This window comes from Nocardia sienata NBRC 100364 (assembly GCF_001613205.1).
In the GTDB taxonomy this organism is placed as follows: domain Bacteria; phylum Actinomycetota; class Actinomycetes; order Mycobacteriales; family Mycobacteriaceae; genus Nocardia; species Nocardia sienata.
This window is the reverse complement of the sequence record NZ_BDBX01000043.1, coordinates 1-12,535: the sequence shown is the minus strand read 5'-3', so window position 1 is coordinate 12,535 and position 12,535 is coordinate 1. Positions and strand designations below refer to the sequence as shown.

The following is a 12,535-nucleotide window of genomic DNA, read 5'->3' as shown; positions in this document are numbered from 1 at the left end:
TGTCTCGCAAAACTCGACACATGGGGTTGCGTCGGCATATGACGTCGGGGTCGGCCTGGGACCTGTAGGTAGGGGGTGGACTAGTGGTGTGTGGGGGGCACCACGGGCGGAAGGGTGGACCAGTGGTGTGGGGGTGGACTACGGGCGTGGGGGTGGGCCCCCTGTTTTGTGTTCGCAGGTTTTCGTGGGTTGCTAGTTCTTCGGGGTGACCCAGGTGGTGATGTCGGCGTGGACGACTTCTTTGCCGGTCTTGTCGTAGATCGAGACCGGCACGGTGAGGTCCTGGCCCTCGGTGATCGTGGCGAAGTCCGGGATCTCCGTCAGCTCGGCGACCGCCCGGAGGCCCGTGGTGGCTTTGGTCAGGTACTGGACCTGCATCGCCTTGGGGATCCAGCGGTGGGTCGTGGGGACCGTGGCCTCGCTCAGCATGCCCATCGCTATTTCCGCGAGGTTGCAGGCGGCGATGGCGTGGAAGGTGCCCAGATGGTTGTGCACGCCGAACCATTTGGGGGCTTTGACCTCGCAGAGCCCGGGTTCGAGCCGGACCACCCGGGGCAGCACCGTGGCGAAGTACGGCACCCGGGCCACCATCGACAGGGAGAACAGGCCGTGGCCGAACGGGTTGTCGGGAAGTTTGCGCCAGCCGCGGTAGGTACCGGTCTCGTTCGTCATACCGCTATATTACTCATCGGTAAGATAGCGGCGGCGCGGTATGGTTGCCGCAGTGCCGGACCTCGGCCGACCCCGATTTGAAACGCCTCGGGGGGCTCGTGCATACTGTTCGGGTTGCCTTGCCCCGGGTGGCGGTTGTTTCCGTGAAACGACCGGGCCGGGCGGGGTGAGCAAAACCAGCGAGTACCTCATCGTTCACCGATGTGGGTACGTCCGGGACGTAGTTCCGCAGGCCACGATCGAAGTTTTCTTCCGGGGCCGAGGAATGAGCGGAGAGGCGACACGCCCGACCGCGTGGACCGGAGAACCATGACAGATGAACAGCGGCACGGACTGGGTTGACCCCTGGTCGTGGTCTCCACTGTGTTGGTTTGGTGCCTGATCGAGGCCCTGCGTGGTTACGCAGGCTGCCTCCTCCGGGCCCTGACCGATCCGGCACGGGACGTCATCGTGTGTTCGGGCTGTGCAAATGAAGGTGGTACGGACGCCCTAGCCGGTATCCGGATCACGGACGAAAGCGGAGAAAAGGACACTTAGCGTGGCGGGACAGAAGATCCGCATCAGGCTCAAGGCCTACGACCACGAGGCGATCGACGCGTCTGCGCGCAAGATCGTCGAAACGGTGACCCGCACCGGGGCCCGGGTCGTCGGGCCGGTGCCGTTGCCGACCGAGAAGAACGTGTACTGCGTCATCCGTTCGCCGCACAAGTACAAGGACTCGCGCGAGCACTTCGAGATGCGTACGCACAAGCGGCTGATCGACATCCTCGACCCGACGCCGAAGACGGTGGACGCGCTCATGCGCATCGACCTGCCGGCCAGCGTCGACGTCAATATCCAGTGACGGGGACTCGAGACATGACTGACAACAAGAGCAGGCCCGCGGCCGGCATCCTGGGCACCAAGCTGGGCATGACCCAGGTGTTCGACGACAAGAACCGGGTCGTCCCGGTCACCGTCGTCAAGGCCGGACCGAACGTGGTCACCCAGATCCGCACCGTCGAGCGCGACGGCTACAGCGCCGTGCAGGTCGCCTTCGGCGCCATCGACCCCCGCAAGGTGAACAAGCCGGAGTCCGGCCAGTTCGCCAAGGCCGGCGTCACCCCGCGTCGCCATGTCGCGGAGATCCGGGTCGCGGATGCCTCCACCTTCGAGGTCGGCCAGGAGATTTCGGCCGCCGCGTTCGAAGAGGGCACCTACGTCGACGTCACCGGCACCAGCAAGGGCAAGGGCTTCGCCGGCACCATGAAGCGCCACGGCTTCCGTGGCCAGGGTGCCTCCCACGGTGCGCAGGCCGTGCACCGTCGCCCGGGTTCCATCGGTGGCTGCGCCACCCCCGGCCGTGTGTTCAAGGGCATGCGCATGTCGGGCCGCATGGGTAACGACCGCGTCACCACGCAGAACCTGTCGGTTCACAAGGTGGACGCCGAGAACGGCCTGCTGCTGATCAAGGGTGCGATCCCGGGTCGCAAGGGCGGCGTCGTGATCGTCAAGAGCGCCGTGAAGGGTGGTGCGCACGCATGACCAGCCTCGAGAAGAAGGCCAACCTGACGCTGCCGGTCAAGGAACTCGGTGGCAAGACCAACGGCACCGTCGATCTCCCCGCCGAGATCTTCGATGTCACCGCGAATATCGCGCTGATGCACCAGGTGGTCGTGGCCCAGCAGGCCGCCGCCCGCCAGGGCACGCATTCCACCAAGACCCGCGGCGAGGTCCGCGGCGGTGGTAAGAAGCCGTACCGCCAGAAGGGCACCGGCCGCGCCCGCCAGGGTTCGACCCGCGCGCCGCAGTTCGCCGGTGGTGGCACCGTGCACGGCCCGAAGCCGCGCGACTACAGCCAGCGCACCCCCAAGAAGATGATCCAGGCCGCCCTGCGTGGCGCGCTGTCGGATCGGGCGCGTAACGAGCGGATCCACGTGATCAGCGAACTCGTCGCCGGCCAGGACCCCTCGACCAAGACCGCGAAGACCTTCCTGTCCGAGATCTCGGATCGCAAGAAGTTCCTCCTGGTCGTCGGCCGCGAGGACGTCAACGCCTGGAAGAGTGCCCGCAACCTGGAATACGTGCACACCATCGCACCGGACCAGCTGAACACCTACGACGTACTGGACAGCGACGAAGTCGTGTTCAGCGTCGAGGCGCTCAACGCCTTCGTGCACGGCCCGGCCGAGGCTGCACAGGAGGAGAGCAAGTGAGCACCATCGCCGATCCGCGCGACATCCTGCTGGCGCCGGTCATCTCGGAGAAGTCCTACGGGCTGATCGAGGAAGGCACCTACACCTTCATCGTGCACCCCGACTCCAACAAGACCCAGATCAAGATCGCGGTCGAGAAGGTCTTCGGGGTGAAGGTCACCAGCGTCAACACCGCCAACCGTCAGGGCAAGCGCAAGCGGACCCGCTTCGGTTACGGCAAGCGCAAGGACACCAAGCGCGCGCTCGTGACCATCTCGGCCGACAGCAAGCCCATCGAGATCTTCGGAGGCCCGGTCGCGTAGGCGGCGGGGAGTCCAGAAAGCAGAGAAGAACTCATGGCAATCCGTAAGTACAAGCCGACTACCCCGGGCCGCCGCGGGTCGTCCGTCTCGGACTTCGCCGAGATCACCCGGTCGACCCCCGAGAAGTCGCTCGTCCGCCCGCTGACCAAGAGCGGTGGCCGTAACGGCCACGGCCGGATCACCACCCGGCATCGCGGTGGCGGTCACAAGCGCGCCTACCGGCTGATCGATTTCCGCCGGCTGGACAAGGACGGCGTGCCGGCCAAGGTCGCTCATATCGAGTACGACCCCAACCGCACCGCCAATATCGCGCTGCTGCACTACCTGGACGGCGAGAAGCGCTACATCATCGCGCCCAAGGGCATCGCGCAGGGCACGAAGATCGAGTCCGGTCCGACTGCGGATATCAAGCCCGGCAACAACCTGCCGCTGCGCAATATCCCGACCGGTACCACCATCCACGCGGTGGAGCTGCGTCCCGGCGGCGGCGCCAAGATGGCCCGCTCGGCCGGTGCCAGCATCCAGCTGCTGGGTAAGGAGGGCCCCTACGCCACGCTGCGTATGCCCTCCGGCGAGATCCGCCGCGTCGACGTGCGCTGCCGCGCCACCGTCGGCGAGGTCGGCAATGCCGAACAGTCGAATATCAACTGGGGCAAGGCCGGTCGTATGCGCTGGAAGGGTCGCCGCCCCACGGTCCGTGGTGTGGTCATGAACCCGGTCGACCACCCGCACGGTGGTGGTGAGGGCAAGACCTCCGGTGGTCGCCACCCGGTCTCGCCCTGGGGTCAGCCGGAAGGCCGCACCCGTAAGCCGAACCGTCCGAGCGACAAGCTCATCGTCCGTCGCCGTCGCACCGGCAAGAAGCGCTAAGGAGGAGGTAAGAAATGCCACGCAGCCTCAAGAAGGGCCCGTTCGTCGACGACCACCTCCAGGCGAAGGTGGACGTGCAGAACGACAAGGGCACCAAGCAGGTCATCAAGACCTGGTCGCGTCGTTCGACCATCACCCCCGATTTCATCGGCCACACCTTCGCCGTCCACGACGGCCGCAAGCACGTGCCGGTGTTCGTCTCGGAGAACATGGTCGGGCACAAGCTCGGTGAGTTCGCGCCGACGAGGACGTTCCGCAGCCACGTCAAGGAAGATCGGAAGAGCAAGCGGCGATGAGCACAGAAACTCAGAATCCGACTGCGCGCGCGACCGCCAAGCACGTGCGCGTGACCCCGATGAAGGCCCGCCGGGTCGTCGACCTCGTTCGCGGCAAGCGTGTCTCCGACGCGCTCGACCTGCTCCGGTTCGCCCCGCAGGCCGCCAGCGAGCCGGTCGCCAAGGTCGTGGCCAGTGCCGCGGCGAACGCCGAGAACAACCTCGGCCTCAACCCCGACACCCTGGTCATCTCGACGGCGTATGTCGACGAGGGCGCGACCATGAAGCGTTTCCAGCCGCGCGCCCAGGGCCGCGCGTTCCGGATCCGCAAGCGCACCAGCCACATCACCATCGAGGTCGAGAGCGTCCCCACCGCCGGTGGCACTCGTGGCCGCCGGAAGGGAGCGGCAAAGTAAATGGGACAGAAAATCAATCCCCATGGCTTCCGCCTCGGAATCACCACCGAATGGAAGTCCCGTTGGTACGCCGACAAGCAGTACTCGGACTACGTCAAGGAAGACGTCGCCATCCGCAAGCTGCTGGGCACCGGCATGGAACGGGCCGGCATCTCCAAGGTGGAGATCGAGCGCACCCGTGACCGGGTCCGCGTCGATATCCACACCGCGCGTCCGGGCATCGTCATCGGCCGCCGTGGCGCCGAGGCCGACCGCATCCGCGCCGAGCTGGAGAAGCTCACCGGCAAGCAGGTCCAGCTGAACATCCTCGAGGTCAAGAACCCCGAGTCGGATGCGCAGCTGGTCGCCCAGGGTGTGGCCGAGCAGCTGTCCAACCGCGTGGCGTTCCGTCGCGCGATGCGCAAGGCCATCCAGTCGGCCATGCGTTCGCCGAACGTCAAGGGCATCCGCGTGCAGTGCTCGGGCCGCCTCGGTGGCGCCGAGATGTCGCGCTCGGAGTTCTACCGCGAAGGCCGCGTCCCGCTGCACACCCTGCGTGCCGATATCGATTACGGCCTGTACGAGGCCAAGACCACCTTCGGTCGTATCGGTGTCAAGGTCTGGATCTACAAGGGCGATATCGTCGGCGGCAAGCGTGAGCTGCCCGCCCCGAGCGCGCCGGCCGGGGATCGCCCGCGCCGGGAGCGCCCGAGCCGCCCGCGTCGTTCCGGTTCCTCCGGCACCACCGCGACCAGCACCGAGGCCGGGCGCGCCGCTACCGCGGTGGCCGAGCCCCCGGCAGAAAAGCAGGAGGGCTGACCAATGCTGATGCCCCGCAAGGTCAAGTTCCGCAAGCAGCATCACCCGAGCCGCAGCGGTCTCGCCAAGGGCGGCACCTCGGTGTCGTTCGGTGACTTCGGCATCCAGGCGCTGGAGCCGGCGTATGTGACCAACCGGCAGATCGAGTCGGCGCGTATCGCGATGACCCGCCACATCAAGCGTGGCGGCAAGATCTGGATCAACATCTACCCGGATCGTCCGCTCACCAAGAAGCCGGCCGAAACCCGAATGGGTTCCGGTAAGGGTTCGCCGGAGTGGTGGGTCGCGAACGTCAAGCCCGGTCGCGTGATGTTCGAGATGAGTTACCCCAACGAGGAGATCGCTCGTGAGGCGCTGCGCCGCGCGATGCACAAGCTCCCGATGAAGTGCAGGATCGTGACGAGGGAGGAGCAGTTCTGATGGCAACCGGTACCCCTGCCGCAGAGCTCCGCGAGCTGACCGAGGAGGAGCTCGTCTCCCGCCTGCGCGAATCGAAGGAAGAGCTGTTCAACCTGCGCTTCCAGATGGCGACCGGTCAGCTGACCAACAATCGCCGGCTGCGTGTGGTGCGTCACGAGATCGCGCGTATCTACACGGTCATGCGTGAGCGCGAGCTCGGTTTGGCCACCGGACCCGCTGACAAGGGAGATGCGGCATGAGCGAGAAGGTGGAGGAGACACGCGGCACCCGCAAGGTCCGGGTCGGCTACGTGGTCTCCGACAAGATGAACAAGACGATCGTCGTCGAGCTGGAAGACCGTAACCGGCACAAGCTCTACGGCAAGATCATCCGCACCACCTCCAAGGTGAAGGCGCACGACGAGAACGAGATCGCCGGTGTCGGCGATCGCGTGCAGCTGATGGAGACCCGGCCCACGTCGGCCACCAAGCGGTGGCGGCTGGTCGAGGTCCTGGAGAAGGCCAAGTAAGGTCGCTCTTCGGCTGAGAAGGTCGTAAACGTAAGGCCCGCTTCCCGTTTCGGGAGGCGGGCCTTCGTTGTATCCACGGTCGTTGATTCTGTTGTCGGCTGAGACTCGAGGTAACGGAGGCGATTTGCAGGCCTATCGAGCGTTTTTGCTCAGGCCCGGCCATACCTCGCGCATCGCCTCGGCCACGCGAAACAGCTCCTTCTCCGTCATGCGCTCGATCGGTTTCCGCGGCGGCGGATAGTGGTTCCGGTTCTCCTCGAGCCGGTGGGGCAAATCCTGCATGGCTTCTCCAGAAGATTGGCTCGTCCGGGCGATATGCGTCGAGCGCATATGCCTGCAATGAGCGCGGATTAGGTTTGTTGGACGCGACGCCCGAGTCGGGTGCGTCTACGAGAGATCGGGGCTGAGGATGACGGTTGCCAGCGAGCAACGACACAAGGTGATCGGGGACGTTCACCTTCTGCTCACCGACGGCCAGGAGCGTGTGCTGTTCGGCCGGCGGGCGAACACCGGCTACGAGGACGGCGCCTACCACCTACCATCTGGGCATCTGGAAGCCGGCGAATCTGTCGTGGCCGCGCTGGTGCGGGAGGCGAAAGAGGAGATCGGGGTGACGATCGACCCTGCGGCCGTCGGTTTCGCCCACGTCATGCACAACTCCTCCTCGGGAGGGCGGGTGGCGTTCTTCTTTCAGGTCCAGCGGTGGGAGGGCGAGCCGGTGAACATGGAGCCGGACAAATGCGATGAGTTGGCCTGGTTCGCCCTCGACGCGCTCCCGGACCGGATGATCGGCTACTGCCGCGCCGCGCTGGGCCATATCGCCGACCAGCGCGAGTTCTCCACGTTCGGCTGGTGACCCGCCGCGGGGTGCCTGTCGCCTCTCTCGACGGCACCCCCCGGTGGCATTCCTCGCTCAACTCAGATGACGTGCCAGTCGGTGAGCGAGGCGACCAGCTCCTCGAACCGCTCCCCGGACATACGCTTATGCAGCGCGTCCTCGGGAGTTTCCTTGGCAGCTCCGTACTGCCACCATGCTTCCTCGGTTTTGTTGTCCATCACCAGGAATCGTTCCGCCTGCGCCGGGCCGCGCACAACGACCGATACGGTGCCGGGCTCGGCGACGACCGCATGTATCGCGCTGTGGTGCAGGGTGTAGCTGGTCCCGGGCTGCTCCTGTCGGACGAGCATCGGATCAAGGGTGAGCGGGTTGAGTTCGGCGTGCAGATCCACCGGCTGGTAGACCCGATGCCGGTACTCGCCGCGCAGGATGTGGCTGGAGTATGTCCAGCGGTGGTTGTGCGGCCGATCGTGGTAACCGGGCCCGAACACATGCAAGCGGACCCGGATGCCGGTTTCCGGGTCGTCGAACAGGACGAGCTTGTCGAGGATGTCGTAGTGCTCGCACAGCGCCATCAACCGCGCGTCCTCGCGGATGGCCGACAATCCTCGCCGAAGCAGATACCTGCTGCCGGCGATATGGGCGAAGGGCTTGCGCGCCGCCGAGTCGACGGATTCCACGTCGTCCCAGTCCAGGTGGCGCAGCGGGTCGATCAGGGTCTCGAAGGTGAGCATCAGTGGTTCTCCTATTCGGGCTTGGCGCTGGACTTCCAGAGCCGGCAGACGGGAACGATGTCGGGGTATTCGGAGCAGCAGCTGGCGCCCATGACGATCTGCTCGGCTGGGCAGCCACCGAAGCAGCCCGTGGACTTGCATCCACCACAGCTGTCGTCGATCAGAGGCAGGCTGAAGAGGTCGAACTCATTGCTCTTGGTCTCGCGGTTGAGCCGGACGTGATTGCCTTCCATCCGCGCGAAGTACGAGTCGGTATCGAACAGGTACGAGCAGACGTAGGCCCGGCCGTCGGGAAAAACACTGATCCGGTCGAGCGTGCGGCCGATGCAGCCTTGGTAGCCCTCGCCGGCGTAGCGGTCTATCTGGTCGCGGCGGGCATAGGTGGGCTGGAACCAGACCCGGGTGTTGTGCTCGGGTGCGACGCCTTCCAGGCGATTGCAGAAATTCACCCACTCCGGCGGGGTCATGGCCATGTCCTCGTTGCCGTGACCGGTCCCGATGGTGCTGAACACGTGGTACTTCACCAGCGATGCACCGATATCGTCGGCGATGGTGAGCAGATTCAGTACGTCGCCTTCGTTGGCTTTGTTGACGGTGCAGATGATGCGGGTGTCGAAGCCGCGGTCGCACAGCTCGGCGGTTGTTTCCATCGCGATGCCGAAGGTCCCCTTGCCGCGCACCGCGTCGTGTGTGGCTGCGCTACCGCCGTCGAGGCTGACCTGCACGTAGGCGAAGTCCGACGGTTCGAGTCTGGTGAACTTCTTGCGAGCCGCCTGCTGGGCATTGGTCGTGGTGATGACGTGGCCGTAGCCGATCTTGCTGGCGACCCTGATGGACTCGACATAGAACGGGTGCAGAGTCGGTTCGCCGCCGAGGATGGTCAGCTTGTCGCCGCCGAGCTTGCGCCAGACGGTGAGGGTGTCGACGATCTGCTGGGGCGTCATTTTCAGGGCGCGTTCGAGCCGTTCACCCATGTAGCAGTGCTCGCACCGCAGCTGGCACGCCTCGGTGATGTAGAGGTAGACGTTGCGGTAGCGGCCGTAGGGGATGCGGTCGACGTGATGGGGTTCGGTGGCATTCCAGTTGCGAGGCATCCGGGCATGCCCGTAGCTGTCGCGCGGCGCGGTCGGGGTGGACAGGGTCAGGGGAACGGTGGTCATGCGGTGTGGCTCCTGTTGTTCAGCATTGCGTCAACGAGCCGGGCCATTGCGGACGGCGGCTGGTTGGCGTTGAGGGTGGACATGGGGTATCCCGCAGTGGCGAAGGTTGTGCGGATCCCGTCCGTGCTGTCCTGGTGCCGTCGGCTGCGCGCGGCGAACAGCGAGGGCGCGTCCCCGCGGCGGGGATGTAGAAGGCTTCCGCATCGGGCGCAGGTCCACGAGTGCGGTGCGGTCGCTTCGGCCGGCATGCGCGGGTCGGAGATCGGGTCCTTCTCGCAGCCGTGGCAGACACGCCGCTGCCTGGCGCGGCGTTTGCGGGTCTTCTCGTCGAGTAGCAGCTCGACCGGTTTCAGCGCGCACTCCGGAGCGATATCGACGATGGCGTCGATCAGCATCCGGGTCTGCGCGCCCGTACCCGGGAAGTTGTCCATCAGGACGGCGTCGACATGACTGTTCTCAGCCGCCTCCGTGAGATAGCGGCGGACAGCCGGGTCGACGACGCTGTCGTCGATCCAGCCGAGCCGGTCGGCCGCTGACGTCGTTGCCGCGAGAACATCGACCGGGACATGCTCGCGCAGGCGGAAGACCCGCCGTGGTGGATCAGCACCGAGTGCGAGTGCGAGCGTGGACTTTCCGGCTGCGGGTGGCCCAAGAATGGGCACCACGATTGATAACCCCATATCGCCCCTTTCAGATTCAATTTCCGGACTCGACGACGATCACCCAGTGGCGCGATATCGACTAACAGCCGCATGTATTCGGTGTATGCGTGAGACGCATATCCACTGCGCACCTGGGTGATAACGTCAGCCGAAACGGAAAAGGTGTTGCGACATCAGTGGAGTGGGGACGATGACGCGAATCGAGGAGCAGTACTGCGTGCACTGCGGCGGTCTACTCAGCCGCTACAACCCGGGCGAGTGGTGCGGACTGTGCACCCAAACCACCATGGACGCGCCCGTGGAGATGCCCGCGCAGTTCTGGTGGAGCGAACACATGCTGGCGGCGCTGTCGAGTTGGCACATGGGCCGCGTCATCTACGCCTACCGCACCGATCCCATCCACGGTGCGCAGCCGATATCGCAGAAGAAGGTCGCCCACTGGCTCGACATCACCCAAGCTCAGCTCAGCCGCATCGAGACGGGCCCCGCGCCTGAGCGCCTGACCAAACTCATCCGCTGGGCGCAGATACTGCGCATCCCCGCCGAACTGCTGTGGTTCAAGTTGCCCACCGGGTCTACGCTCGACGAAGTGAACCGCAACGAATTCCTGCGGGCCGCGGCGGCCGTCACGGCGACATCAGCCGTCTCCCCTCACGGCCTTCTGCAACTGCTCAACGACACCCGCTCCACCGCAATACCTACGCGCGTCGGCGCCGCCGAGATCGAACAGCTGCGCGCCGCCTCCGATCTCTTCGCGAGCTGGGACGCTCTCTATGGTGGGGGACTGGTCCGCGAGGTGGTTGCCGCTCAGCTGCGCGTCGCGGTGGGCTATCTGCACGCCGGTTGCGCACCAGGGCAACGCAGCGATCTGTATGCCGCCGTGGGATATCTGAGCCACACAGCAGGATTCATGGCATTCGACGCCTGCGCGCACAAAGATGCCGCCGACATGTTCGGCCTGGCGCTGAAATGCGCAGAGGAAGCCGACGCCTGGCAACTCCGCGCCAAGATTCTCTCCTCGATGGCGCGTCACGCCATCTGGACCGGCAAGCCGAAAGACGGGCTGCGCCTCGCCACCAGAGCATTCCTGCACTCCGACCGGCTCACCGCCACCGAACGCGCCATGCTGTTCACCACCCAGGCCCGCGCCTACGGCAAACTCGGCGACCTCGGAGCGGTCACAACCGCAGTGGGGCGCGCAGACGAACAGTTCAGCCACGCGAAGCCGGCCGAAGATCCGAGCTGGATGGCCTACTACGACACCGCCCAGCACGCAGGCGACACCGGGCACGCATTGTTCGATATCGCGATCAACGGCAAATTCCGCAGCGAGGCCCGCACCCGACTGGAAACCGCGGTTGCCGGCCATACCCCCAACGCGGAGCGGTCCCGCACGATCTCGATGATCAAACTCGCCTCCCTGACCATGTCGACCGGCGACCCGGACGAAGCCACCGAAATCGGCACGGTCGCAGTTGGCCGCGCGGCCAGCCTCAAATCCATGCGCGCCGCCGAGGACGTCCATGAACTGCATACCTACGCCCGCCGCGCAGGAGTCGACCTCACACAGGCAGCCGCCGGGTGAGTGAACAGACCCTCGAGGCTGTAGCACGCGAAGCCTGCACGAAAGCCGGACTGCCCGACCTCGACCTTGTACCGATCAAGGTTTCGGAAAACTCCATCTATCGGCTGCCGGAGTCCCACGTCGTCGTCCGGATTGCGAAACCCGGGCAGCGTGCCGCCGCGGAACGCGAGCTGCTGATCGCTGATTGGCTTCACCACAACAACGTGCCCGCCGTCGAACCCGCCGACATAGCGACAGCCTTCGTAGTGGTCGGCGACATGCCCGTAACCTTCTGGAAAGAGCTACCACCACACCGCGGCGCTAGCCCTACCGAAATCGCGACAGCTCTGCGCAGACTCCACGCGCTCAACCCGCCGCAATTCCTGTCCGAAATCGATCCGTTCGTTCGGCTCGAACAACGGATCGACGCCGCGATTACCCTGTCCGCCGAAGACCGCCAGTGGCTCCACCAACACCTCCACGCCCTGAAAGACGCCTGGTTGCGCCGCCCGGCCGGATTACCGTGGGCACCGGTCCACGGAGACGCCTGGGAGGGCAATGTAGTCACCACCCTCCACGGCACGACCCTGTTCCTTGACCTGGAGCGCACGTCCGTCGGCCCGCCCGAATGGGATCTGACCTCAACAGCGATCAAATACAGCTCATTCGGATGGATCAACACGCAGCAGTACTCCGAATTCGTGGCGGCATATGGCCACGATGTCACCGGATGGTTGGGGTTCCCACTGCTCCGGGATATCCGCGAAATGCGGATGACCTGCATGGCCGCGCAGACCGCCGCGAACCAGCCGGGCCGGTTGGCCCAGGCGCGATTGCGCATCGACTCCCTACGCGGGCGCCGCGGTCCACGGCCTTGGGGTGGGTGGGAAGCGATCCCGTAGACCATGCCAACTGATTGAATGTTTGGAGCAGTCGAGTGCGCAGTTCCACGGCAAACCCGGTTCGTAAGAACTGGTGATTCGGGAGTGCAGGAGGGGTTCTGTCCAGTGCTACTTTCTCTTGCGAACCCTCGGCTGTTGGACGGGGCGGAGTTCCGGCAAGTACTTTGATAGCCGAAGGGTTATGGTGTCGCGCAACCGATCCCCCGGCTTCAAGGGCGC

At 65.3% G+C, this 12,535-nt stretch carries 19 protein-coding genes; 14 read left to right on the top strand and 5 right to left on the bottom strand.

Features of this window, described 5'->3' with window-relative positions; all coding sequences use genetic code 11:
- Window positions 1-192: 192 nt before the first annotated feature.
- Entirely contained in the window at window positions 193-672 is a 480-nt protein-coding gene (locus NS4_RS22800) for a hotdog fold domain-containing protein (protein WP_063061550.1), read from the bottom strand.
- A gap of 538 nt (window positions 673-1,210) precedes the next feature.
- On the opposite strand from NS4_RS22800, the gene rpsJ reads away from it, so the two are divergent.
- From rpsJ to rpsQ, 11 genes are read left to right on the top strand one after another with little or no spacing between them, the layout of a single operon-like run.
- Window positions 1,211-1,516 carry a 30S ribosomal protein S10 gene (gene rpsJ, locus NS4_RS22795; RefSeq protein ID WP_003938093.1) on the top strand — a complete coding sequence of 102 codons (306 nt, stop codon included), beginning with the start codon at window positions 1,211-1,213 and terminating at the stop codon, window positions 1,514-1,516.
- A 14-nt stretch (window positions 1,517-1,530) separates the two neighbouring features.
- Window positions 1,531-2,196, top strand: coding sequence for a 50S ribosomal protein L3 (gene rplC, locus NS4_RS22790; RefSeq protein WP_039822429.1), 666 nt, complete (start codon window positions 1,531-1,533; stop codon window positions 2,194-2,196).
- Entirely contained in the window at window positions 2,193-2,867 is a 675-nt protein-coding gene (rplD, locus tag NS4_RS22785) for a 50S ribosomal protein L4 (RefSeq protein ID WP_030522698.1), read from the top strand. The genes rplC and rplD overlap by 4 nt, the downstream gene beginning before the upstream one ends.
- Window positions 2,864-3,169, top strand: coding sequence for a 50S ribosomal protein L23 (gene rplW, locus NS4_RS22780; RefSeq protein WP_030522697.1), 306 nt, complete (start codon window positions 2,864-2,866; stop codon window positions 3,167-3,169). The genes rplD and rplW overlap by 4 nt, the downstream gene beginning before the upstream one ends.
- Window positions 3,170-3,202: 33 nt before the next feature.
- Window positions 3,203-4,039: a 50S ribosomal protein L2 gene (rplB, locus tag NS4_RS22775; RefSeq protein ID WP_030522696.1), complete on the top strand. Its 837-nt coding sequence runs from the start codon at window positions 3,203-3,205 to the stop codon at window positions 4,037-4,039.
- 14 nt (window positions 4,040-4,053) lie between these two features.
- Complete coding sequence (gene rpsS / locus NS4_RS22770) at window positions 4,054-4,335, top strand: 30S ribosomal protein S19 (protein WP_030522695.1); 282 nt, start codon at window positions 4,054-4,056, stop codon at window positions 4,333-4,335.
- A complete protein-coding gene (gene rplV, locus NS4_RS22765; RefSeq protein ID WP_039822432.1) occupies window positions 4,332-4,730 on the top strand; it encodes a 50S ribosomal protein L22 in 399 nt (132 codons plus the stop codon). The genes rpsS and rplV overlap by 4 nt, the downstream gene beginning before the upstream one ends.
- Window positions 4,731-5,528, top strand: a complete 798-nt coding sequence (gene rpsC / locus NS4_RS22760) for a 30S ribosomal protein S3 (RefSeq protein ID WP_063061549.1) — start codon at window positions 4,731-4,733, stop codon at window positions 5,526-5,528.
- Window positions 5,529-5,531: 3 nt separating this feature from the next.
- Entirely contained in the window at window positions 5,532-5,948 is a 417-nt protein-coding gene (gene rplP, locus NS4_RS22755; RefSeq protein WP_039822434.1) for a 50S ribosomal protein L16, read from the top strand.
- A complete protein-coding gene (gene rpmC / locus NS4_RS22750; RefSeq protein ID WP_039822435.1) occupies window positions 5,948-6,187 on the top strand; it encodes a 50S ribosomal protein L29 in 240 nt (79 codons plus the stop codon). Before rplP ends, rpmC begins: the two co-directional genes overlap by 1 nt.
- On the top strand, window positions 6,184-6,456 hold the full coding sequence (gene rpsQ / locus NS4_RS22745) for a 30S ribosomal protein S17 (RefSeq protein WP_063061548.1): 273 nt from the start codon (window positions 6,184-6,186) through the stop codon (window positions 6,454-6,456). The genes rpmC and rpsQ overlap by 4 nt, the downstream gene beginning before the upstream one ends.
- Before the next feature lie 132 nt (window positions 6,457-6,588).
- Here the strand turns inward: rpsQ and NS4_RS32365 are convergent, their stop codons facing one another.
- A complete protein-coding gene (locus tag NS4_RS32365; protein ID WP_157106184.1) occupies window positions 6,589-6,738 on the bottom strand; it encodes a hypothetical protein in 150 nt (49 codons plus the stop codon).
- Window positions 6,739-6,865: 127 nt separating this feature from the next.
- Between NS4_RS32365 and NS4_RS22740 the strand changes: the two genes are divergently transcribed.
- A complete protein-coding gene (locus NS4_RS22740; RefSeq protein ID WP_063061547.1) occupies window positions 6,866-7,312 on the top strand; it encodes an NUDIX hydrolase in 447 nt (148 codons plus the stop codon).
- A 62-nt stretch (window positions 7,313-7,374) separates the two neighbouring features.
- Here the strand turns inward: NS4_RS22740 and NS4_RS22735 are convergent, their stop codons facing one another.
- Genes NS4_RS22735 through NS4_RS22725 form a run of 3 tightly spaced genes read right to left on the bottom strand, consistent with a single transcriptional unit; the run spans window position 7,375 to window position 9,853 of the window.
- Window positions 7,375-8,028 carry a hypothetical protein gene (locus NS4_RS22735; protein WP_063061546.1) on the bottom strand — a complete coding sequence of 218 codons (654 nt, stop codon included), beginning with the start codon at window positions 8,026-8,028 and terminating at the stop codon, window positions 7,375-7,377.
- 11 nt (window positions 8,029-8,039) lie between these two features.
- On the bottom strand, window positions 8,040-9,188 hold the full coding sequence (locus NS4_RS22730; protein ID WP_063061545.1) for a radical SAM protein: 1,149 nt from the start codon (window positions 9,186-9,188) through the stop codon (window positions 8,040-8,042).
- Entirely contained in the window at window positions 9,185-9,853 is a 669-nt protein-coding gene (locus NS4_RS22725) for a hypothetical protein (protein WP_174552124.1), read from the bottom strand. The genes NS4_RS22730 and NS4_RS22725 overlap by 4 nt, the downstream gene beginning before the upstream one ends.
- Before the next feature lie 187 nt (window positions 9,854-10,040).
- On the opposite strand from NS4_RS22725, the gene NS4_RS22720 reads away from it, so the two are divergent.
- Both NS4_RS22720 and NS4_RS22715 read left to right on the top strand, forming a co-directional pair.
- Complete coding sequence (locus NS4_RS22720) at window positions 10,041-11,435, top strand: helix-turn-helix domain-containing protein (RefSeq protein ID WP_245665626.1); 1,395 nt, start codon at window positions 10,041-10,043, stop codon at window positions 11,433-11,435.
- Window positions 11,432-12,316, top strand: a complete 885-nt coding sequence (locus tag NS4_RS22715; RefSeq protein ID WP_063061544.1) for a phosphotransferase enzyme family protein — start codon at window positions 11,432-11,434, stop codon at window positions 12,314-12,316. The genes NS4_RS22720 and NS4_RS22715 overlap by 4 nt, the downstream gene beginning before the upstream one ends.
- Window positions 12,317-12,535: the final 219 nt, after the last annotated feature.

Coding starts and splice junctions, on each gene's coding strand:
- NS4_RS22800 (WP_063061550.1), bottom strand. CDS start 672: ATGACGAACGAGACCGGTACCTACCGCGGCTGGCGCAAACTTCCCGAC.
- rplC (WP_039822429.1), top strand. CDS start 1,531: ATGACTGACAACAAGAGCAGGCCCGCGGCCGGCATCCTGGGCACCAAG.
- rplD (WP_030522698.1), top strand. CDS start 2,193: ATGACCAGCCTCGAGAAGAAGGCCAACCTGACGCTGCCGGTCAAGGAA.
- rplB (WP_030522696.1), top strand. CDS start 3,203: ATGGCAATCCGTAAGTACAAGCCGACTACCCCGGGCCGCCGCGGGTCG.
- rpsS (WP_030522695.1), top strand. CDS start 4,054: ATGCCACGCAGCCTCAAGAAGGGCCCGTTCGTCGACGACCACCTCCAG.
- rplV (WP_039822432.1), top strand. CDS start 4,332: ATGAGCACAGAAACTCAGAATCCGACTGCGCGCGCGACCGCCAAGCAC.
- rpsC (WP_063061549.1), top strand. CDS start 4,731: ATGGGACAGAAAATCAATCCCCATGGCTTCCGCCTCGGAATCACCACC.
- rplP (WP_039822434.1), top strand. CDS start 5,532: ATGCTGATGCCCCGCAAGGTCAAGTTCCGCAAGCAGCATCACCCGAGC.
- rpmC (WP_039822435.1), top strand. CDS start 5,948: ATGGCAACCGGTACCCCTGCCGCAGAGCTCCGCGAGCTGACCGAGGAG.
- rpsQ (WP_063061548.1), top strand. CDS start 6,184: ATGAGCGAGAAGGTGGAGGAGACACGCGGCACCCGCAAGGTCCGGGTC.
- NS4_RS32365 (WP_157106184.1), bottom strand. CDS start 6,738: ATGCAGGATTTGCCCCACCGGCTCGAGGAGAACCGGAACCACTATCCG.
- NS4_RS22740 (WP_063061547.1), top strand. CDS start 6,866: ATGACGGTTGCCAGCGAGCAACGACACAAGGTGATCGGGGACGTTCAC.
- NS4_RS22735 (WP_063061546.1), bottom strand. CDS start 8,028: ATGCTCACCTTCGAGACCCTGATCGACCCGCTGCGCCACCTGGACTGG.
- NS4_RS22730 (WP_063061545.1), bottom strand. CDS start 9,188: ATGACCACCGTTCCCCTGACCCTGTCCACCCCGACCGCGCCGCGCGAC.
- NS4_RS22720 (WP_245665626.1), top strand. CDS start 10,041: ATGACGCGAATCGAGGAGCAGTACTGCGTGCACTGCGGCGGTCTACTC.